This window comes from Planococcus sp. BI3 (assembly GCF_056680115.1).
On sequence record NZ_CM155266.1, the window covers coordinates 3,804,637 to 3,823,932 of the forward strand.

General features: G+C 47.2%; 20 protein-coding genes. 10 read left to right on the plus strand and 10 right to left on the minus strand.

Annotation, left to right across the window (positions count from 1 at the left end; genetic code table 11):
- Positions 1–197 precede the first annotated feature (197 nt).
- The 4 genes from AC1MEO_RS18695 to AC1MEO_RS18710 form a co-directional block, all read right to left on the minus strand.
- Complete coding sequence (locus AC1MEO_RS18695; protein WP_480333326.1) at positions 198–1,082, minus strand: hypothetical protein; 885 nt, start codon at positions 1,080–1,082, stop codon at positions 198–200.
- Positions 1,083–1,234: 152 nt separating this feature from the next.
- Positions 1,235–1,957 carry an amino acid ABC transporter ATP-binding protein gene (locus AC1MEO_RS18700; protein WP_480333328.1) on the minus strand — a complete coding sequence of 241 codons (723 nt, stop codon included), beginning with the start codon at positions 1,955–1,957 and terminating at the stop codon, positions 1,235–1,237.
- Positions 1,950–2,609 carry an amino acid ABC transporter permease gene (locus AC1MEO_RS18705; protein ID WP_480333330.1) on the minus strand — a complete coding sequence of 220 codons (660 nt, stop codon included), beginning with the start codon at positions 2,607–2,609 and terminating at the stop codon, positions 1,950–1,952. The genes AC1MEO_RS18700 and AC1MEO_RS18705 overlap by 8 nt, the downstream gene beginning before the upstream one ends.
- Positions 2,610–2,637: 28 nt before the next feature.
- The gene (locus tag AC1MEO_RS18710; protein ID WP_480333332.1) at positions 2,638–3,414 is read right to left on the minus strand and encodes an ABC transporter substrate-binding protein; all 777 of its coding nucleotides are present in this window, start codon (positions 3,412–3,414) and stop codon (positions 2,638–2,640) included.
- Positions 3,415–3,594: 180 nt separating this feature from the next.
- On the opposite strand from AC1MEO_RS18710, the gene pcp reads away from it, so the two are divergent.
- Entirely contained in the window at positions 3,595–4,203 is a 609-nt protein-coding gene (gene pcp / locus AC1MEO_RS18715; protein ID WP_480333334.1) for a pyroglutamyl-peptidase I, read from the plus strand.
- 520 nt (positions 4,204–4,723) lie between these two features.
- On the opposite strand, the gene AC1MEO_RS18720 is transcribed toward pcp, so the two are convergent.
- Positions 4,724–5,383: an HAD family hydrolase gene (locus AC1MEO_RS18720; RefSeq protein ID WP_480333336.1), complete on the minus strand. Its 660-nt coding sequence runs from the start codon at positions 5,381–5,383 to the stop codon at positions 4,724–4,726.
- Between the two features lie 156 nt (positions 5,384–5,539).
- Between AC1MEO_RS18720 and AC1MEO_RS18725 the strand changes: the two genes are divergently transcribed.
- Positions 5,540–5,833, plus strand: coding sequence for a hypothetical protein (locus tag AC1MEO_RS18725; protein ID WP_480333338.1), 294 nt, complete (start codon positions 5,540–5,542; stop codon positions 5,831–5,833).
- 216 nt (positions 5,834–6,049) lie between these two features.
- Here AC1MEO_RS18725 and AC1MEO_RS18730 read toward each other — a convergent pair whose 3' ends face one another.
- Both AC1MEO_RS18730 and aceB read right to left on the minus strand, forming a co-directional pair.
- The gene (locus AC1MEO_RS18730) at positions 6,050–6,178 is read right to left on the minus strand and encodes a protein YhfH (RefSeq protein WP_480333340.1); all 129 of its coding nucleotides are present in this window, start codon (positions 6,176–6,178) and stop codon (positions 6,050–6,052) included.
- Positions 6,179–6,207: 29 nt separating this feature from the next.
- The gene (gene aceB / locus AC1MEO_RS18735) at positions 6,208–7,809 is read right to left on the minus strand and encodes a malate synthase A (protein WP_480333342.1); all 1,602 of its coding nucleotides are present in this window, start codon (positions 7,807–7,809) and stop codon (positions 6,208–6,210) included.
- Between the two features lie 212 nt (positions 7,810–8,021).
- Here aceB and AC1MEO_RS18740 point away from each other — a divergent pair, with 212 nt between their 5' ends.
- Positions 8,022–8,672 carry a LytTR family DNA-binding domain-containing protein gene (locus AC1MEO_RS18740; protein ID WP_480333344.1) on the plus strand — a complete coding sequence of 217 codons (651 nt, stop codon included), beginning with the start codon at positions 8,022–8,024 and terminating at the stop codon, positions 8,670–8,672.
- A gap of 54 nt (positions 8,673–8,726) precedes the next feature.
- Here AC1MEO_RS18740 and AC1MEO_RS18745 read toward each other — a convergent pair whose 3' ends face one another.
- On the minus strand, positions 8,727–10,091 hold the full coding sequence (locus AC1MEO_RS18745) for an FAD-binding oxidoreductase (RefSeq protein WP_480333346.1): 1,365 nt from the start codon (positions 10,089–10,091) through the stop codon (positions 8,727–8,729).
- 105 nt (positions 10,092–10,196) lie between these two features.
- Here AC1MEO_RS18745 and AC1MEO_RS18750 point away from each other — a divergent pair, with 105 nt between their 5' ends.
- The 7 genes from AC1MEO_RS18750 to AC1MEO_RS18780 all read left to right on the plus strand — a co-directional run bounded on the left by AC1MEO_RS18750 (position 10,197) and on the right by AC1MEO_RS18780 (position 16,782).
- Positions 10,197–11,219, plus strand: coding sequence for a TRAP transporter substrate-binding protein (locus AC1MEO_RS18750; RefSeq protein ID WP_480333348.1), 1,023 nt, complete (start codon positions 10,197–10,199; stop codon positions 11,217–11,219).
- Positions 11,220–11,424: 205 nt separating this feature from the next.
- On the plus strand, positions 11,425–12,093 hold the full coding sequence (locus tag AC1MEO_RS18755; RefSeq protein WP_480333350.1) for a GntR family transcriptional regulator: 669 nt from the start codon (positions 11,425–11,427) through the stop codon (positions 12,091–12,093).
- The gene (locus AC1MEO_RS18760) at positions 12,090–13,118 is read left to right on the plus strand and encodes a TRAP transporter substrate-binding protein (RefSeq protein ID WP_480333352.1); all 1,029 of its coding nucleotides are present in this window, start codon (positions 12,090–12,092) and stop codon (positions 13,116–13,118) included. Before AC1MEO_RS18755 ends, AC1MEO_RS18760 begins: the two co-directional genes overlap by 4 nt.
- A 128-nt stretch (positions 13,119–13,246) precedes the next feature.
- Positions 13,247–13,741: a TRAP transporter small permease gene (locus tag AC1MEO_RS18765; RefSeq protein ID WP_480333354.1), complete on the plus strand. Its 495-nt coding sequence runs from the start codon at positions 13,247–13,249 to the stop codon at positions 13,739–13,741.
- Complete coding sequence (locus AC1MEO_RS18770; RefSeq protein WP_480333356.1) at positions 13,738–15,027, plus strand: TRAP transporter large permease; 1,290 nt, start codon at positions 13,738–13,740, stop codon at positions 15,025–15,027. Before AC1MEO_RS18765 ends, AC1MEO_RS18770 begins: the two co-directional genes overlap by 4 nt.
- A 33-nt stretch (positions 15,028–15,060) precedes the next feature.
- The gene (locus tag AC1MEO_RS18775; protein ID WP_480333358.1) at positions 15,061–16,218 is read left to right on the plus strand and encodes an aminotransferase class I/II-fold pyridoxal phosphate-dependent enzyme; all 1,158 of its coding nucleotides are present in this window, start codon (positions 15,061–15,063) and stop codon (positions 16,216–16,218) included.
- Positions 16,219–16,287: 69 nt separating this feature from the next.
- The gene (locus AC1MEO_RS18780) at positions 16,288–16,782 is read left to right on the plus strand and encodes a cupin domain-containing protein (RefSeq protein ID WP_480333360.1); all 495 of its coding nucleotides are present in this window, start codon (positions 16,288–16,290) and stop codon (positions 16,780–16,782) included.
- An 88-nt stretch (positions 16,783–16,870) separates the two neighbouring features.
- Here the strand turns inward: AC1MEO_RS18780 and ahlS are convergent, their stop codons facing one another.
- Both ahlS and AC1MEO_RS18790 read right to left on the minus strand, forming a co-directional pair.
- The gene (gene ahlS, locus AC1MEO_RS18785) at positions 16,871–17,719 is read right to left on the minus strand and encodes an AhlS family quorum-quenching N-acyl homoserine lactonase (protein ID WP_480333362.1); all 849 of its coding nucleotides are present in this window, start codon (positions 17,717–17,719) and stop codon (positions 16,871–16,873) included.
- A gap of 117 nt (positions 17,720–17,836) precedes the next feature.
- Complete coding sequence (locus tag AC1MEO_RS18790) at positions 17,837–19,201, minus strand: aspartate kinase (RefSeq protein WP_480333365.1); 1,365 nt, start codon at positions 19,199–19,201, stop codon at positions 17,837–17,839.
- Positions 19,202–19,296 lie beyond the last annotated feature (95 nt).

Below are 19,296 nucleotides of genomic sequence, written 5' to 3' on the forward strand. Positions count from 1 at the left end.
TGCCCAACTTGGACCGTAAGCTCTATTACTGGAATAAAAAAAATCTTCTTTTCAAATAAAATCCCAAAAAAGCCTTGGCCCACAAGCTGCTTTCTGAGAAAACTGCATACAAAGCAAAAACCGCTGGAGAAAATCATTGATTTTTCTCCAGCGGTTTTATTTTAGGGATTTATGGGACAGCTCCGTTTTTTTGCTTATCATTGCTGATTGATTTCTGCATTTAGAATCATAGATTCAAAGAACAGGGAAGGCGAGGTTTCATTCCATTCCAGCGAAGTCAGGTCTGCCGTCCGTTTATCGATGGAGCCATAAGCAAGCTCTGTTCGCGGATCATCCGTCAATTCGAGCTTGACGTACGGCCCATCAGGTGTCAGCCAGTTTAACTGGGACAGGCGGTTTTCAAGTGAAAATTGGATCCACTCGTCTTCAGCTTCTTCTGTTTCGAACAAAGGATCCTGTGCGGCCATCAGCCAGGTCTGGCTTGAATGTTTAGGCGGCAGCCACAGGTTTTTCGACAGCACCCCTTCTTCCAAGGTGAATTCCGAAATCTCATGGCGCAGTTCCCGTACCCATTCACCGTTGCCAAGCTGCAGGTTGCGGGATACATAAACATTGCCGACCAGGATTTCGCTGTTTTCGGTTGCGAAGACTCCATAAGGATTGGTGGTAGGGTCTGGGCCGTATACTGCCTCGTCGAGTCTGACAGTCGGTTCTGGATTCCAGGACTTGTAGTCGGCGTCTTCCAGATTGTTGACATTCATCGAAAACGTATAAGGAATCCAGCCGGTATTTTTGATTTCTTCGAAAATGATGGACGTACCGTTTTCGAGCGACCGGTCGACCAATGTATAGGTTCCGACGTCCAGTCCAAGCAATGTCATATTATATACCTGTTTAAGATCTGAACCGCTTTCGCTGACTTCAGGTTCGCTGAGCGTAATGAAAGTCGGTTTTTCAACGGTTAGAGACACATTATTTTCTGAATAAAGATCAACTTCATTTTTTAAAAACATGACGGCTGTAAAGACGATCAGCGACATGAAAAATAAGACGCCAGCTAAAATAATAATTTTTCTAAACACATTTTCCACCTCTGTTTTCTGCATGGTTGCCAAGTTTGATTATAACATGTCAAGATGGGGAACTGCCTGTGCATATTTGAGCATCAAATGAACAAACGCAAGAGCGGGGAAATGCCTAGCCACAAAAAAACAGGCATCCGGTAGGACACCTGCTACAATACTTTATCGAGGAAATCTTTGGCGCGTTCGGTTTTCGGATTGCTGAAAAACTCGATTGGCTGGCCTTCTTCGACCAGTACGCCGTGGTCGAGGAACAGGACACGGTCTGCGACTTCACGGGCAAAGCCCATTTCGTGCGTCACCACAACCATCGTCATGCCGGATTTCGCCAAGTCTTTCATGACGTCCAGTACTTCTTTGACCATTTCGGGATCGAGTGCCGATGTCGGTTCATCAAACAGCATCAGTTCCGGCTCCATCGCTAAGGCACGGGCAATCGCGACACGCTGTTTCTGTCCGCCTGACAGGCTGTTCGGATAATCCTTTTCTTTTTCGGATAAGCCGACGCGTTCCAGCAGGAGACGTGCTTTCATTTCCGCTTCCGCTTTTTTGATGCCTTTTGCTTTCATCGGTGCATAGGTCAGGTTTTCAAGTACCGTCAAATGAGGGAATAAATGAAAATGCTGAAACACCATGCCGATTTGCTGGCGGATTTTATGGATATTATTTTTAGAAGCCGTCAGATTCTTGCCGTTAATTTCGATGGTGCCGGAAGTCGGGACTTCCAGCAGATTCAAGCAGCGCAGAAAAGTCGACTTGCCTGAACCGGAAGGGCCGATAATCGAAACCACTTCACCTTTCGCCACGGCAGTGGAAATGTCACTGAGAACTTCATTGGTGCCGAATTTTTTATACAGGTTCTGGACCTTAATCACTTTGTTTCAGCCTCCGTTCGAAAACTCTGCCGATCATCGTCAAGCCCATGACCATGCACCAATAAATGAGGCCGACAAATAACAGGGGTTCGAAGTTTCGGAACAAGTCCGAGCCGACAACTTGTGCGCGTCTCATCAGATCGAGATAACCGATGGTCGAGACGATGGCGGATTCTTTTGTTAAGGTGATGAATTCATTCATCAAAGCCGGCAGGATGTTTTTCAGGGCCTGAGGCAAAATGATGTCTTTCATCATGGACCGGTAAGGAACGCCAAGAGCTTGCGCCGCTTCCATCTGCCCTTTATCGACTGCCTGGATGCCGGCACGGATGATTTCTGAAATATAAGCGGATGAATTCAGTCCAAAAGCCAAGATGGCGGACAGAAATGCCGATATATCATATCCGGTCAGCTGGGGTGTGGAATAGTAGATGATCATCAATTGCAGGATCAGCGGTGTTCCACGGAAAATCGACGTATAGGCGCCGGCGAACCATCGCAATGGTTTGATGCTGCCTATTTTAAAGAGAGCCAGCACGGTTCCGAGAATGGCTCCGAGAATAATGGCGAAAAAGACGAATTTTAAGGTGGCCCATATCCCTTCCAACATGAAAGGGATGTAGGGAACAATTTGTGAGAAATCCAGGTTCATATATTACAACTCTTTTCTAAAAGTAAGTTTACTCTTCGTCAGTCAGCCATTCTTCCTTCAGCGCATCGAGTTCGCCGCTTTCTTCCATTTCGGCAAGTACGCCATTAACTTCTTCGACAAGGTCACTGTCTTTCGGGAAAGCGACAGCCATGCCTGGTGAAGCGGTCGTCGGATCATCGAACGATCCAAGATCCTGTGCCTCGATATAGCCGATAGCAACTTGCTTGTCCATGTATGCAGCATCGATGCGGCCAGAAAGGATTTCCTGAATCAATGCACCAGAGTCGTCCAGCGCTTTCAATTCAAAATTGATGCCTTCATCGGCAATGATGCTTTTCGCGCCTTCTTCCTGGATGGTTCCAAGCTGGACGCCAACGGATTTGCCTTCCAGTGATTCGAGTGTAGTAAGCTCTGAGCCTTTAGCTGTCAGGAACATTTCGCCTGAATGGTTGTATTCTGTGGAAAAATCAACGTTTTCTCTACGGGAGTCAGTTGCAGACATGCCTGCAATGACCATATCGACACGGTCATTCTGCAAAGCGCCGACCAAGCCATCAAATTTCATGTCCGTAATTTCAAGTTCATAGCCGAGTTCATCCGCAATATGATTGGCCAAGTCAATATCGAATCCGACAATCTCGCCTTCCGGATTACGCGATTCAAATGGAGGAAATTCAGCGGATGTGCCCATTTTCAATACTTCTTTTTCTTCTGAAGCTCCTTCACTCGCACTGTCACTGCCGCAAGCCCCCAATAATAATGCGGATGAGGCGAATAATGCGATAAATGGCTTTTTCTTAATCATGTATGTTTCCCCCTAGTGTTTGTATGTTTATTCATTAAAATGAATTTTAACACACCGCCAAGACTTTGAGAAGGGTTATTTACTCGAAGATGAAAAGTTATTATTTTCTGATAATTTAGGCGTTGCCAGATAGGAAACAACAGAAAGTTTGAGTATAATAGCGGTTAGGAGGAGATGGAAATGAAAAAATTGCTGTTGACCGGTTTTGAACCGTTTTTGGATTATACGGTCAATCCGACAATGAAAATAGTGGAAGCGCTGAATGGCATGATGATTGGAAATTACCAGATAGTCGGGAAGATTATGCAGGTGGACTTTAATTCTTCAGGAGCGGCGCTGCTTAAGTTTATCGATGAGGAAAATCCGGATGCAGTGATTTCGCTTGGACTTGCAGCAGGGCGATATAAAATCACACCGGAACGGATTGCCATCAATGTCAAGGACGGGGCAGCCGATAACGAAGGCAATAAACCCGTCGATGAACCGATCCGCGATGAAGGGCAGCCGGCATACCTGTCCACGCTGCCAGTTCGGAAAATGGTCGACAGCCTGCTTGCGAATGGACTGCCTGCAACGATTTCCAATACTGCGGGTGCCTATCTATGCAACAATGTCATGTACGAAGGCCTGCATTACGCCCATACGAATAACCCTGCGTTGCAGTCAGGATTTATCCACATTCCCGCGTCGCATGAACTTGCGATTCAGCATGGCCGGATTCCAAGCTGGTCCCATGAAGATCTGCTGAAAGGCGTTCGGATCTGTATTGAAGCTTTGGATGAGGAATGAAAAAAGCGAATCGCATTGGCGATTCGCTTCAGACTGTAGACAATGTCTTCCCAAAATGAATAGCAGTTTATAATCCTCAACCGGTCCGGCCACTTCGTTTTCCGTGGACTCAGCTTTAGCTGTCCCACAGGAGTCTTCGTGGCCAGCGCGATTAGGTGTGTGTCGCTTCAATTAAAGAAAGAAGCCTGCTAGTCTGTTCCAGAAAAAAATAGTCCCAACAAATCTAGTAAACCCTTCACTCAAGGATCCGGAGCGTAAGGCGGCGAAGGGCAAAGATATGCTCCTGCATCGCTACGCTGCTTCGTCGCAAAGATAATGGCCGAACTCCCTTCGGCGATTATCTTTCCTGCGGGAACAGCGAAGTGCCGAAATCCACTCGGGCGATAGTCCGAGTTAGTTCGGCGCGAGCCCGCGGAAAGCGTCCGCCTGGAGCGTAGGATCCAGTAGAAAGACAATGACGTATATATCCTTTTGTCTACAAGCTCAAGCGAATCGCATCGGCGATTCGCTTTTTTAAATACTAAATAATCTCCCAGTTGCGCTGTGCGGCGACTGTCCGCAGCCGGGGTTCAGGCTGCACGGCTACCGGATGGCCGACGAGTTCGAGCACAGGCAAGTCCGAATGGCTGTCGCCGTAGGCATAGCTGTTGGCCCAGTCGATGTCCTGGCCTGCGAGTGCTTCCATGATTTTTATCGTTTTCAACGGTCCCTGAATATGTAAGATGGGTGTCAGGTGATCCAGGATATTGTTTTTATAGAGAATGTCTGTCCCGATAATGGTCTTGATCGGCATTTGCTTTGTGACCGCGTGGAGCAGCGGGGTAAAGGCTCCTGAAACCAACATGACGTAATCATTATTGGCAACATGGTTTTTCATGCGCTCGACGACATTGGGGTTCATATCGCCGTGCATTCGGTCGGCAATCTCGCCGAAATATTGTTCAAGCTCTGGTCGTGTGAACGTCTCCAGCGCAGACAGATAAGCCTGGACAGAGCGCTCGCGCATCTTTCGCTCCGGGTAGATTTTCAGCTTGTGGCCGATATAAGGCGGCATGATGGCCCGGTAAAATTGGCGGTAGCGTTTGCTGTGCTCGGGATGGTTCTTCAAATGGTCCATCATCAGCTGGAAAGTTTCTTTCGAATACAAAGTTCCATCAAAATCAAATATGGCTACACGCAAGGCGATCAACTCCGGTTTCTCAATTTTTTTTTGCTGTTTCCATCATAGCGGAAATTAGAGCCTTCTTCCAGCGAATGGCAGCTGCAGGTTTATGCATTTTCCAGTGCAGGGTATAGAAGCAGAAATGAATGATTACGCCACAGGAGGTTTTAGAAAATGGAAAAACAACGCATCACAGTCGGGTATGTTGAATTAACCCAGGAAGAGTCGGACCGGCTATTCGAAGAAGTGAAGAAAGACAAAGGGATTGAAAGCTATGGAGAGCTTCAGGGGTTGATGGATGATTACGATTCAGTGATCATTGAACCTGAGGCACGTCCACTCGACGAAATCCTCAATGGAGACGAAGCGACCGATGAGCCCGAACAAGGCGGGACCCGCTATATCGAGGTTTTCAATAAACTCGAAGAGGATACCCGTTACCGTTTCAAATCATCCAATCAGGAATAAATTCAGCCGCCCGGGTTCGCTTGGGCTTTTTTTCTGTACAGCTCCTGTTTAGGAGATTTTCATGGCGAGCCAAGCTCTGACTTCTGTAAATGGAAGTTCCACTGATTGCAATTGGTTTTAAAAACTAACTTGCCAAAATTCTGTAACTGCCTCACAACACAGTCCCCAATAAAAAAAGGACAACCCACAACGGGTCATCCTCTCTTCAACTCTATTCTATTGTTCTGTATTGCCGATGCAGCGTTCGCATTCATAGATGATTGATTCGCGTCGCTCTTTGATTTCACAGCCACATTCCCGGCATTCTTTTTTTGAACGAGTCTCGTAAGTTTGTGTGTTTTTCATTATGATCTCCTCCAGTAATTTAGTTTGGTTTAGTTTAGTATTTCGTATCCAGGCAGTGTCAGGAATTCAGCAAAATCACTTTGCAAAGTAAGGTTTGTAAACAACTCGCGGGCTTCAACGTAATTTCCGGTTGAGTATCTTTCTTCGCCGACCGCTTGTTGAATCTTGGCGGCTTCTTCTTCAATGACTTCATGGAATAACGGAATATCGATTTTTCGGCCGTCATCCAAAATTCCTTTTGGATGGCGAATCCATTGCCATACTTGAGAGCGGGAAATTTCGGCAGTTGCGGCGTCTTCCATCAGGTTATTGATGGGAGCGGCACCGTTGCCGGACAGCCATGAAGCGATGTATTGAATGCCGACTGAAATATTAGAGCGAAGGCCTTCTTCGGTGATCGTACCCGTCGGAACTTCAACCAATTGTGCAGCGGTTACTTGGACATCTTCACGTTTTTTATCAATCTGATTAGGAGTCGGCATATGTTCGTCAAACTGTTCCATTGCGATTGCGACCATTCCAGGATGTGCAACCCAAGTGCCGTCGTGGCCGTCTACTGCTTCGCGGCGTTTGTCTTCCGCGACTTTTTGGAACGCGGCAGCGTTGGCTTCGTCGTTTCCTTTGACCGGAATCTGGGCAGCCATGCCGCCTAGAGCTGGTGCGTTGCGTCTGTGGCAGGTCTTGATGCACAGCTGTGTATAGGCACGCATGAACGGAACGGTCATCGTCACTTGTGAGCGATCCGGGAAAATGTATTCCGGAAGATTGCGCATCCGCTTGATGACACTGAAGATATAATCCCAACGTCCACAATTGAGGCCGGCAGAATGATCACGCAATTCGTAAAGGATTTCATCCATTTCAAATGCTGCCAGAATGGTTTCAATCAATACGGTTGCACGGATCGTGCCTTGTGGAATTGCCAGTTCATTTTGCGCAAAGACGAAAACGTCGTTCCAGAGGCGAGCCTCCAAATGGCTTTCCAATTTCGGAAGGTAGAAATAAGGGCCGGTGCCACGGTCGATCAATTCCTGTGCGTTGTGGAAAAAGTATAATCCGAAGTCGACAAGACTTCCGGAAATCGGTTGTCCATTAATATGGATGTTTTTTTCCATCAGGTGCCATCCGCGGGGACGAACCATCAGAACAGCTGTCTTTTCATTCAAGGCATATTTTTTGCCGGTTTCCGGAGCTTCAAAATCAATCTGGCGCCGGACCGCATCGCGTAAATTCACTTGGCCATCAATGACGTTGAACCAATTCGGTGCTGTGGCATCTTCCAAATCTGCCATAAACATCTTGGCTCCTGAATTCAAGGCATTGATCAGCATTTTTCGGTTGGTCGGACCCGTAATTTCAACGCGTCTGTCTTTCATGTCTTCCGGAAGAGGGGCGATGGTCCAGTTGTTATTTCGAATGTGTTTGGTTTCAGGCAGGAAATCGAGTTTTTTTCCAGAATCAATTTCTTTTTGGCGCGTTTGGCGCTTTTCAAGAAGTTTGACTCGGCGCTGATCGAAATTATTATGCAGTTTTTCAATAAAATTTAAAGCTTCAGGAGTTAAAATAGTCTCCATTCCTGGAACTTCTTCACCTTTTATAGTCACATTCGATTTAGTTAACAAAAAAATCATCCCTTTCTGAGAAAAAAATTAGAGTAACTGTATTAATACAGTTTGTTTTGATGTATATTAATATATAACAGAAAATTCTAACTGTCTCGCAAACAGGACGAAAAGGAGTATTCAGCGACAAAAGCGGTTATTTGGCGATAAAGCTGAGGTGGAGAATCTTCCGCCAATGATTTCTAAAGTGGAACACATACATTTGGAAGGGGAGTCGGGGGATGGAGAACAGTATGTTGGAGCAAATGGGGTTTATTATTGGGGATTGGATTCCAAAAGAAGCATCGATTGCGATTGCTGTGGAGGGAAACTACACCTACTATAAAGCGGGTGTATATGATCTGCAGATTCAGGAAGGCCAGCCGGTATTGCCTGGCAGCATCGCAGCACGTGCAAAAAAGGAAGGGCAGCGAATCGAGATGTTCGTCGAGGAGTCGATTTTGGGGACAGCCTACTATGGCATCGGCTACCCGATCAAGGTTGGCGATAAAGAAGGGGTGCTGGTAATCATCCTGCCGCCGGATTACCTGGTCCGCCAAAAACAGCCGATCCGTTTTCTGACAGGGAAGATTGATGAAACATGGCGGCCGGTTCCGGTTGACATGGTTTCCCATGTCGAAAGCAGCCAGAAGAAAACCTGGTTTTATACAGAAAATGAAACCTATTGCTCAATCCATACCTTGAAAAATTTGAAGCATCAGTTGCCGGACAGTTTCTTGCCGATCCATCGTTCTTATATCGTGAATATTAATTATATAGAAGAGATCTCCCGTGATATTGCATCGAATTATCAATTGACGCTTAGGGACGGCTCGATTTTGCCGGTTAGCCAAAACTACACGGCCAGTGTCAGAGAACGGCTCGGATTTTAAAATTTCTACTATGCAAATAAAAGCCAGCTGAGGCTCTCTATCCTCAGCTGGCTTTTATATGAATATCTTTCCGGGGTTCAGCAGGTTATCGGGATCCAGCATGCGCTTCATATTTTTCATGACTGCAACAGCCGCTCCGTGTTCAGCATCCTGGTATTTCATTTTGCCAAGGCCGACGCCATGTTCACCTGTGCAAGTGCCTTCCAGTTCAATGGCTCGGTAGGCAAGCTTTTCGTTGATCTTTTCTGAGGCCAGCCGTTGGGCAGGGTCCTTGGCATCGTAGGCGATGGACGTATGGAAATTGCCATCCCCGATATGCCCCAAAGCGCCGCCTTCCAGCCCGCTTTCTGCAATCAATTCCAGCGCATAATCAATCAGTTCCGGAAGTTTCGAAATCGGCACGCAGACATCGCCTCCAGTGATCGTCATTCCCGATTGATGTCTGTAGGCATAAGCCATTTCGTGTCTGGCTTTCCAGATCATTGCCCGTTCTTCTGAATCTGCAGCAACACGCCAGTTTTCTGCATTCATATCGCGAAGCAGCTCCTGAGCCAGAGCAGCCTCTTCTTCGACAGCATTCTTCATGCCGGCAAATTCAAAAAAGAGGGAATGCTTTTCGGGCAGTCCGTAGTTTCCATAGGCATTCACTTTTCCGATGCTATAGGCGTCGACAAATTCCATACGCTGAACAGGAATTCCGCTCAGCAGGATCATATGGGCGGCTTCTGCGCATTGATGGGGCGTCTCAAAAGTACAGCTGGCAGCGATAACGTGCTCCGGAATCCCATGAAGCTTTAACGTGATTTCCGTAATGATGCCAAGCGTCCCTTCAGAACCGGTGAACAAACCCGTCAAATGGTAGCCGGAAGACGATTTCTTCGCTTTTGTTCCAGTATGGAGCAGCGTACCGTCCGCCAGCACCACTTCCAAATCCATAATCTGGTCGCGCATGACGCCATAGCGGACAGCGGTCGTTCCGCTGGCATTATTGGCGACCATTCCGCCGATTGAAGCATCTGCACCGGGATCGACCGGGAATTGCAGGCCATGCCGGTTGATGATGCTGTTCAATTGCAGGCGCGTGATGCCAGGCTGAACGGTGACCAATAAATCTTCCGGTGAGAACTTCACCACCTGGTTCATGCGTTCAAAGTTAAGCGAAATGCCCTCTTTTACAGGTATGGCTTGGCCTTCCAGTCCAGAACCGATGCCGAATGGGGTGATGGGTACCGCTGCTTCACGTGCAATTTGCATAATGGCCACTACATCTTCTGTTGATTCCGGGAAACAGACGATTTCGGGCTCCACAGGCGTGTGCTCCGATTCATCATGGCTATGCCGGTATAATTCGCTGACGCTGGTTGAATATTGATCTGTTTTTAATGTGCTTTGCAATTGGCTGATCCAGTGATTGGTCATGTAAACAGAGCTCCTTTATGTAAAAGATAGTTGCTGAAAATATGCAGGTTTAGCCTGAATTCAAATACGGGTAAAGAATTTAAAAAAATCAAACAGGGAGGGACTATGAAAAAACTCATCGGTTTTGCACTGATTCTGCTGCTTGTGCTGACAGCCTGCGGACGGCCCACTGATCAATCCACTTCAACTGAGCAAGGCGAAGGGGAAGAAACTTACACTATCCGAATGGCTTATCTGGTACCGGAAGAGCATTCCGCCCACATCCAATCCTTGAAGTTCAAAGAAAAATTGGAACAGGAGTCTGATGGGCGGCTGATTGTTGAACTGTATTCGAATGGCCAATTATACAGCTCGGACCGCGAAGCGATTGAAGCTGTCCAGTTGGGCAACTTGGAAATGACCATTCCGGCAGTGGCGCCACTTGCTTCATTCAATGAAAAATTTCTGGTTTTCGATTTGCCGTTTCTGTTTAATGACTATGAAGCAGCTTACACCGCATTGGACGGTGAACTTGGCCAGGAATTGTTGGACAGTTTGGAAGAAAGCGATCTAAAGGGCCTGGCCTTCGGCGAAAACGGCTTCCGCCACGTTTCCAACAATGAACAGCCGATCGAATCGCCCCAAGACATGGAAGGGCTGAAATTGCGCACTTTAGAAAATCCATTGCATACAGATACGTTTGAAGCATTTGGCGCCAATGCATCACCTTTTGCTTTTGGAGAGCTTTATACGGCCCTGCAGCAGGGAACTTATGATGCCATGGAATGCCCGATTTCCTTGTATTATACAAATAAATTCTATGAAGTCCAGGATTATTTGACTTTGACGGGCCATGTTTATGCCGCTGCAATCCTCCTGGCGAACAATGATTTCTATAACAGCTTGCCTTCGGATCTGCAGGAATTGGTTATGGAAGCTTCTGAGGAATTCCGGGATGAACAGCGTGCGCTCGCTCAGCAGCAGGACGTGGAATTTCTGGAGCAGCTGAAAGCGGAAGGCATGCAGGTGAACGAGTTAACTGCAGAACAACGTGATGAGTTTCGCCAGGCTGCACAATCTGTTTATGATAAATATGAAAGCCAGATCGGCAAAGATCTGATTGACCGCGCCTTAGCGGCAAATGAATAGGGAAGAATTTGAACCAGGAATCAGTTCCTGGTTTTTTTGTAGGTACCATTTCTTTATTCTAGAGAAAAGTAATTATCGCAGAGCAAAATTAATGCATGAAGTTATTAGAAAATTAGAATTCTTACTATACAAACGAATCTGTCTATTCTATACTTTCTGTATACAGTATACACTGTGTGAACTAATTATGTAGAAGGGAGGAATTATGGAAAAGATAGTGAAACAAGCCACGCTGGCAGACCAGGCATACGAGTATATCAAGAAAATGATCATTACCGGAAAACTGAAACCAGGGCAGGAGCTGCCGGAAGAAAAGCTGGCGCTGGAGCTTGGAATCAGTCGAACGCCCTTAAGGGAAGCCTTAAAAAGACTGGCTGTTGATGCGCTTATCGAGATGAGGAAAACAAAGCCGGCGGTAGTCGCGGCCTTTACTTTCCAGGATGTTAAAGAAATCATGGAGCTTCGCAGACTTTTGGAAATCCATGGACTTGAAAATCTCTCGAAGGCAGATCAACAGCCTGTCATCATGCAAGAAATGAAGAAAAATATTGAACGCCAATTTCAGGCAGTGCAGGCGCAAAACGTTGTGGAATTTATGGATCTGGACCAGGAATTCCATTCTTTCCTGTACCAGAATCACACCAATAATCGCTTGAAGGAAATGATTAAAGGCATCAACAGCGGCGGCAGCAGAGCGTTTTTGCTGTTATCGGATACCGCTGCCGACAGTGCTAAAAAAGCTTATGGCGAACACCTCTCCATTATTCAGGCAATCGAAGAAGGAAACCTGGACAAAGCCAAGCAGCAGCTGGCCATCCATTTGGACAATATTGAAAACCGGCTGCTGAAATACATCTCACAGGAGGAACTATGAAAAAACTACTCGGACTACTTTTTATTGGATTAATTATCTTATCAGCCTGCGGAAGACCGGACAGTGGAACAACGACGACAGAAAGCGGAGAAACGGGTGAGGATACCTATACGATCCGCCTTGCCCACCTGGTGCCGGAAGAACAGTCTTCGCATGTCGCAGCAGTGGCTTTTAAAGAAAAGTTGGAAGCGGAATCAGATGGCCGTTTAATAGTGGAACTGTATCCGAATGGCCAATTGTACGGTTCGGACCGTGAAGCGATTGAAGCGGTTCAACTCGGGAATGTGGAAATGACGATTCCGGCAGTAGCGGCAATGGCTTCATTTAATGAGAAATTCCAGGTGTTTGACTTGCCTTTCCTGTTCAATAACAACGAAGCCGCTTACCGTGCATTGGATGGCGAACTCGGCCAGGAACTGATGGCAGATCTTGAAAACAATGGCATGAAAGGCCTGGTCTTTGGTGAAAATGGTTTCCGCCATGTCTCCAATAACAGAGGGCCGATTGAATCGCCAGAAGACATGGAAGGGCTCAAAATGCGGACATTGGAAAGCCCGTTGCATACCGATACATTCAATGCCTTCGGTGCAAACGCCTCCCCGTTTGCCTTTGGAGAACTTTACACTGCCCTTCAACAAGGCACTTATGATGCCATGGATTGCCCGATTTCCCTTTACTACACAAACAAATTCTATGAAGTGCAGGATTACCTGACATTGACGGGACACGTGTACGCAGCTACTGCGTTGCTTGTGAACAATGATTTCTATAACGGCCTGCCGGAGGATCTGCAGGAACTGATGACAGAAGCATCTGAAGAATTCCGTGCAGAGCAGCGCGAATTGGCTCAAGAGCAGGACGGCGAATTCCTTACCCAGTTGGAAGAAGAAGGCATGCAGATCAACGATTTGACCGACGAGCAGCGCAACCAATTCCGTGAAGCGGCTGAATCCGTTTATACGAAATACGAAGATCAAATCGGCAGAGATGTCATCGATCAAGCATTGGCAGCAAATGAAGAATAAGTGAAAAGACCAGTTGAAGAATCAAGGAAGAGATTCCTTGATTTTTCATTTTCATCTGGGTTTACAGCCCGTAGAACATAAAAACCTACCAATGAATAAATTGTCTCTACAGGAAAGGGAGTGTGACAATGATCAAGAAATTTGAGAAGGCGGAAGAAGCATTTTTGGTTTTAACATTAGTGGCCATGGTAGCATTGATTTTTGGCCAGGTCGTTGGACGCTATGTTTTTTCCAATGCGCCCAGCTGGACAGAAGAGATGGCCCGCTATATCCATATTTTTCAGGTATGGATAGGGGCGAGCTATGCCGTTAAATTGCGGGAGCATATACGAGTTGAAGCCTTTATCACCCGGTTTAAAGGATTGCCGAGGAAAATTCTGGAAACGGTTACTTTGGCAATTTGGTTCGGGATGGCTGTATTCCTGGCTTACTTTGGAACAGACCTAGTATTGAGCAGTATTGCCAATGGCCAGGTCACGCCCGCGATGCAGCTGCCGATGTGGATTCCGTTCTTGGCGATCCCATTGGGCGGCATTGGGATGTGCATCCGGCTGATCCAGCAATTGTTCAAAATTTGGAAAGGCGATTACGAGATGCATAAAGGAGGGGATCTTCCGGTATGACAATCGCTCTGTTATTCGGCACTTTATTCATCTGTCTACTGATTGGCGTACCGATTGCCATCGCCTTGGGTGTCTCCGCCCTGACCGCCATCTATTTCGGCACGACCCTGCCGCTGAGTATTATCACTCAAAAAGCATTCACCTCGCTGGATTCCTTTCCATTGCTGGCGATTCCCTTCTTCATGCTGGCTGGAATTCTGATGGGCAAAGGCGGCGTTTCGAAGCGATTGCTGGCATTTGCTGCAGCTTTAGTCGGCTGGATGACCGGCGGCTTGGGTATGGTGACCATTGTCGCCTGTATGTTTTTTGCTGCGATTTCAGGTTCGGGCCCTGCAACGGTAGCGGCAATCGGCGGTTTTATGATTCCAGCGATGATTGCGCGCAATTATGACGGGGGCTTTGCGTCAGCCGTTGCGGCTTCTGCCGGATCTATCGGCGTTATCATTCCACCGAGTATTCCGTTTGTCCTGTATGGCGTTATCGGAGGGGTTTCAGTCGGCAGCATGTTCCTGGCAGGCATCATTCCAGGATTCATCATTGGCGGTGGCCTTCTTCTTACAGCCTACCTGATTTCCAAAAAGCGCGGCTACAAACCGGAGCCGGGCGAAGCGACGTCTATTGTATTCAAGGACGTCCTGAAAACTTTCTGGGATGCGAAATGGGCTTTGCTGATCCCGGTCATTATCCTCGGTGGGATCTATGGCGGCATCTTTTCGCCAACTGAAGCAGCCGTAGTGGCAGTCGTGTATGCTATAATTATCGGCAAATTCGTTTATAAAGAATTATCCTGGAAAGGGCTGTATGAAAGCTTCAGGCAGGCAATTGTCATCAACGCCACCACCATGATCATCATCGGCTTATCGGTATCATTTGCGTACTTTATGACCATTGAACAGATTCCTGGTGAAATCTCGGATTATTTGACGGCTTTGTCGAGCAATCCTCTGGTGATTCTGCTGGCCATCAACTTACTGTTGCTGGTAGTGGGAATGTTCATTGATACCATTTCTGCATTGGTCGTCCTGACGCCGATTCTTCTGCCAATCGTGGTGACCGTGGGGGTGGATCCGGTTCATTTCGGTGTTATCCTTGTGGCCAACCTGGCAATCGGATTTGTAACGCCGCCGCTAGGAGTCAATCTGTTTGTGGCTTCGAGCGTGGGAGGGGTGCGCTTTGAGCGCATCGCCTATGCCGTCCTGCCATTCCTGTTCTCGATGGTCGTTTGTCTGCTGATCATCACTTTCATCCCTGCCTTATCTTTATGGCTGCCGGGACTTTATGAATAACGAAGATTTATAAGTAGAGAAAGGTTGTCATTCATGAGCATTTCAATCAACAGCCGGATCGAATCGATTCAAATTTCCGGCATCCGCCAGTTTTCAAATCAATTGATCGATTACCCGGAAGCCATCAACCTCACCATCGGACAGCCGGATTTCCCCACGCCGGAAGCGGTCAAACAAGCCGGTATCGAAGCAATCCGAAACGATCAAACCACTTATACACATAACGCGGGCTCACTCCAGCTGCGATCGGAAATTGCCTCCTTTTTCCGGGATACGTATGAACTGGAATTCGATCCCAAAACAGAAATCATCGTCACCAATGGCGCAAGCGAAGGATTGGATTCACTTTTCCGCGCGATTCTGGAAGAAGGCGATGAAGTCATCCTGCCTGCGCCTGCTTACCCGGGATATGAGCCCATCATTAAACTGTGTGGAGGAAAAGTGGTTTATCTGGATACTTCAGATACAGGATTTCAACCCGATCCACAGCGTCTGGAAAGCTTGATCACCGAGCGGACCAAAGCGGTTTTGATGAATTTCCCATCCAATCCGACAGGCGTCACGTTGGAGTCTGCCCAGCTTGAGAAGATAGCTGCCGTTCTGGAGAAGCATGAGGTTTTTATTGTCACGGATGAAATCTACAGTGAAAATTCATACGGCGAAAAGCATTCCACTTTTGCCCGTTTTGAAAAATTGAAACACCGGACATTTTTGGTCCATGGCCTGTCGAAATCACATTCGATGACCGGCTGGAGAATCGGCTTTGTGCTGGGTCCGGAAATGTACATGAAGCATGTCTTGAAAGTCCACCAGTACAACGCCATCTGCGCTTCAGTGCCCAGCCAATTCGCTGCACTTGAAGCGGTGAAGAACCAGCGCCATATACCTGCTGAAATGAATAAAGAATATATTCAGCGCAGGGATTTTGTCTATGGCCGTTTGACCGCGATGGGCATTGACGTGGTTTTGCCGAAAGGCGCATTTTATATCTTTCCGTCCATCGAGAAATTCGGCATGACTTCTTTCCAATTCGCTGCGCGTTTATTGAAAGAAGGGGGCGTGGCTGCAGTGCCTGGCTCTGCATTTACGAAATACGGGGAAGGCTTTGTGCGGATTTCCTATGCATACAGCATGGCTGTACTTGAAGAAGGCATGGATCGATTGGAGAAATTCATCAATACCCTGGATTGATTCAAGGGATCGGCGATTAATCCATCCAGATCCGGGTAAAGTTCTTTAAACGAAAAGGAGCTGAACGGTATGGAAGATCCGCAATTTTATCGATTTGAAGATGATGGAGCAATTCCGAATAACCCTTCACTTGAAGTGGTTGTATATCCGGCTGCCTTCCAAGAAGACCCGAATAAAATTGAAATGGTATTCAACAGCAACGATTGGACAAACAGCTGGACCGGCAGTGTTTTCGAGTATCATCATTATCACAGCAACACGCACGAAGTGTTGGGGGTCCGCAGCGGCTCTGCCACTTTACAGATTGGCGGCGAACAAGGCGTGGCCTTAGCGGTGACGGCAGGGGATGTGGTGCTGCTGCCGGCAGGGACGGGGCATAAAAAGCTGGAGGCCAGTAATGACTTTGAGATAGTAGGTGCCTATCCTGGCGGGGTCGCCTATAACCTGAAGACCGGCGAGCCAGGCGAACGTCCGTATGTGCTGGAGGATATCCAAAACACGCCGTTGCCGAAAATGGATCCTGTCTATGGCGATCACGGGCCGGTTATTGAAAAGTGGACTTAAAACAGATAAAAGCCCTTTGCCAGTGCCTGGCGAAGGGCTTTTGCATGTTAAAGATTGATTTATCGAACCTAATCATGTGTTTTGCCAGTTATTCATAATAGCCTTCCGTCGATTTGCGGAAAGTCTTGAACTGATTGGCATCATGGCCGAACCAGACATCTGAATTGGTCTCTTTTGAAATTCTGCGGATTTTTTCGACGGCCGAAGTATAGCCGACAGAATCATACAGAATGCCAGGCGGTTTGATTGGAGGGCCATAGCTTTCTGCTGTGTAAATGGCGTCGGAAGCAAGGATGATCCCCCCTGTTTCAGGAAGTTCAATTTGCAGCCCAAGCATTCCCCAAGCATGGCCGCTTCCGAAATTCAGGATTTTGATGCCTTCGGCAAGCTGCAGGCCATCTTCAGTCCGTTTGACGGTCTGCCATTGCAGGTTGTTCTTGATCCAGGCATCAATATCCCCCCAGATATAGGCGCCTTCCTTCATATTCCGGGCATATGTCTGCAAGGCCCCGTTCAGTTCATCTTCGTGGACGATGATGGTCGCATTGGTGAACAGTTCGAGACAGCCAGCATGGTCCAAATGCAGATGAGAAGCAACCACATATTTGATATCTTCCGGACGAACCTTCAATTCTTCCAAACGATGATGCAAATAGCACTCTTCCGGCATGTCAATCGGAAACAGGGATTGCGTCACTTTTCCCCAGCGGCCTTCTGCCCCCATCGAATTGGGGTTGCAGGCCGTGTCGAACAGGATCTTGCCCTCGGGATGGTCGATCAATACCGTATAGACCGGAAACGTCACCATCTCACTCGGTGGATTTGGATTCTGTACACTTGCCGGGTTGTGCATTGAAATCATGTAGTTCTTATCCATGCTTAATGTGCCATTATCCATTACATACAGCTTTGGATTCGGCTTGATAATACCAGTCATCAATTTTCCCCCTTTCAGAATAATTCCATAATATCACAATTTTCAGATAATTGTATAGAAACAAATAAAAAACTCTTGAGCCCGTAAGCTCAAGAGTCAAAGATGGGTGATTGCTGATTAATGGACCATTGCGGGTTCAAAAAACTCTTTGTATAATTCATTCAATATCTTTTGTTCATCCTCTTTCAGGATGCCGAACACCAGACTGACTTCAGAAGATCCCTGGTTGATCATTTCGATATTGACGCCGGTTCTGGCAAATGCATTTGCTGCACGGGCAGTAAGGCCTTTTGTATTATTCATGCCTTCTCCAACTAAAACGATCATCGAGAAATCACTGCGGATATGGACATCGTCAGCATGCAGCTCCGATTTTACCCGGTCAACGATGCGCTGCTCTTTTTCAGCAGTCAATTGGTGGCTGCGCAAAATGACAGACAGGTTATCGATGCCGGATGGAATATGTTCATAGGAGATTTCTTCGTCTTCCAGTATTTGCAGCAGTTTGCGTCCAAAACCGATTTCACGGTTCATCAGGTATTTACTGACATACAATGTCGAGAAGCCGCTGTCTGCTGAGATGCCGGTTACCGGACGCAGCGAATGGTCGCGTTCTGCAACAATCATTGTACCGGGTGCTGCTGGATTATTGGTATTGCGGATGCATAGAGGAACAGCCGCTTTAAAGACAGGCATAAGGGCTTCGTCATGCAACACAGCAAATCCGGCGTACGAAAGCTCGCGCATTTCACGGTAAGTCATCTGTTCGATTTCAACCGGGTTGTCGACGACGCGCGGATTGGCCGCAAACACACAGTCAACATCGGTAAAGTTTTCATACAGCTCGGCTTTAACTGCAGCTGCCAAAATCGACCCGGTAATATCTGATCCCCCGCGTTCGAATGTCCGCAGCACGCCTTCTTTTGTATAACCGAAAAATCCGGGGAAGACGGTGATGGTTTTTTTATTTTGCAGATCTGCCAAACGTTCGTAAGCTTCGGGAAGTGCCTGGGCGCGCTCCGGCAATCCATTTACAAACAAACCGGCATCAAACGGATTGACGTAATCGGCAGCAAGGCCGATGGATGTCAGGTAGGCAGCAATCAATTTTGCGGAGTTGTCTTCACCGCTTGCTTTGATTGAGTCCGCAAAAAGAGGGGGAGAACTTTTATCTGATTGAAGGCGGTTCAGGAGGTCACTTTCGATAACTCTTTTGATGTCATTGCCCAGCCCTAATTCATCAGCAATTTCCGAATATCTTCCCACGACTTTGGCAAGAGCGGCATCAGTCGGTTCATCACGAAGTGCTGCTGCCGACAATTGGATCAGCAAATCGGTCACTTTTACGTCACCATCGAATCTCTTGCCCGGAGCAGAGACGACGACAATCCTGCGGGAAGGCTCTGCTCTAACGATTGCGGCCACTTTTTTTATCTGTTGTGCACTAGCTACTGAAGTACCGCCAAATTTGCTAACTTTCATCCAATCAAGTCCCATCTTTTTTAATAGTCTGTAAAAGGGTTGTTTTAACTAAGATATAATACTATAATGTCCCTATGACAAAAACAGCTGTTTTT